This window comes from Porphyromonas uenonis 60-3, from assembly GCF_000174775.1.
GTDB classification, from domain to species: domain Bacteria; phylum Bacteroidota; class Bacteroidia; order Bacteroidales; family Porphyromonadaceae; genus Porphyromonas; species Porphyromonas uenonis_A.
In genome coordinates this window covers 1-1,635 of record NZ_ACLR01000068.1, presented here as the reverse complement: position 1 = coordinate 1,635, position 1,635 = coordinate 1, and the positions used below count along the sequence as shown (strand labels likewise).

1 protein-coding gene is annotated in these 1,635 nt (G+C 49.7%); it reads right to left on the bottom strand.

Translation table 11 applies throughout. The features are described from left to right. Positions 1-1,624 (bottom strand): leucine-rich repeat domain-containing protein (locus PORUE0001_RS10540; protein ID WP_410524543.1); only part of this gene is annotated, 1,624 nt, incomplete at its 3' end. Positions 1,625-1,635: the final 11 nt, after the last annotated feature.

Below are 1,635 nucleotides of genomic sequence, written 5' to 3'. Positions count from 1 at the left end.
CGATCTTCTTCGTCGCTGTGATATCAGTACCATTAGCCGTAATGGATACGAGTTCGTAACCCATAGCAGGAGTAGCGTTGATCGTCAACTCCGTGCCGTAAGCGACTGAGTTGAGGTCGCTGGCACCCGTAGCGGTGATCGTACCCTCACCCTCCTTCTCGAAGGTGACGGCAAAGTTCTTCTTCGCAAAGGTTGCCGTGACGGTCACATTGTCCTTGACAACGACCTTCTTAGTAGTTGTGATGTCTACACCACCGGCAACGAGAGATTGAAGATCGTAACCCGCAGCAGGTGTAGCAACAATCGTCAACTCGGTACCATAAGCCACAGCATTGAGATCATCTGCCCCCGTAGCGGTGATCGTACCCTCGCCCACCTTGTCGAAGGTGACGGCGAAGCTCTTCTTAGCAAAGGTCGCCTTAACCTCGACAGCCTCCTTAACAATCACCTTCTTAGAAGCGAGGATATCCGTGCCATTGGCCGTAAGCGCAGTAAGCTCATACCCCTCAGCTGGCGTAGCGACAATCGTCAACTCTGTATCATACGGCACCTTCGTCAGGTCTGGAACACCTATGATAGCGACCATACCGCCCGTAGTTGCTGAGCTGGTTACAGCAAAGGTCGGTACCTCTGAGCCCGCATAGTCAGACCAGGCATTGCTTTGGTAAGACTGCGCCTGCCAATTCTTAGCTTTAGCCTTCGTTACATGATCGGTGAAGCATAGGTTGCCCTCTTTTGTCGACTCCTTGTCCACGACTTGCAGCATACCAACCGTCTTACCTTGACGATCTGGTAAGCTATTTATCAAGGCGGTCATAGAACTCGCCTTAATCTGATTGATGCTGCAACGTAGCCAGTTTAGTTCAAAACACTGGAGTAGGTTTATATCGCTCAGCGTATTGTCGCTACAATCTAGCGTTTTCAAGGCGGTGCAACCCGATACGTTCAAGCTGGTAAGCTTATTATCCCTGCAGTCAAGCGTTTTCAAGGCGGTGCAGCCCGAGGCGTCCAAGCTGGTCAGTTGATTGCGGGAGCAAGCAAGCTTTGTCAAGGCAGTACAGCCTGAAATATTCAAGCTGACCAGGCGGTTGTTTATAAAGAAAAACATTGTTAACGACGTGCATCCCGAAAGGTTTAGATTGGTTAGTGAATCGCCAGAACAGTCAAGCATTTTCAAGGCGGAGCAGCCCGATGCGTTCAAGTTGGTCAAGTAATGTTTAGGGCAAGTAAGCTTTATCAAAGAGGTGCAACCCGACACATCCAAGCTGATTAGACTCCACTCTCTGCAGTCAAACTCCGTCAAGGCGGTACAGCCCGAAGCGTTTAGTTTTTTCGGACTAGAGCTCTTTTTGCAGTCAAGCTTTGTCAAAGAGGTACAACCCGACACATCCAAGCTGTCAAAAACAGGATTCTCCCCACAGTCAAGCGTTTTCAAGGCGGTGCAGCCCGATAAGTCCAAGCTGGTCAGCTGATTATTGCTGCAGTTAAGCGTTTTCAAAGAGGTGTAACTTGATACATTCAAGCTGGTCAGCTGATTACTCCCGCAATTAAGTGTAGTCAAGGCGGTGCAACTAGAGAGATCCAAGCTGGTCAGCTGATTACTCCCGCAATTAAGTGTAGTCAAGGCGGTGCAAC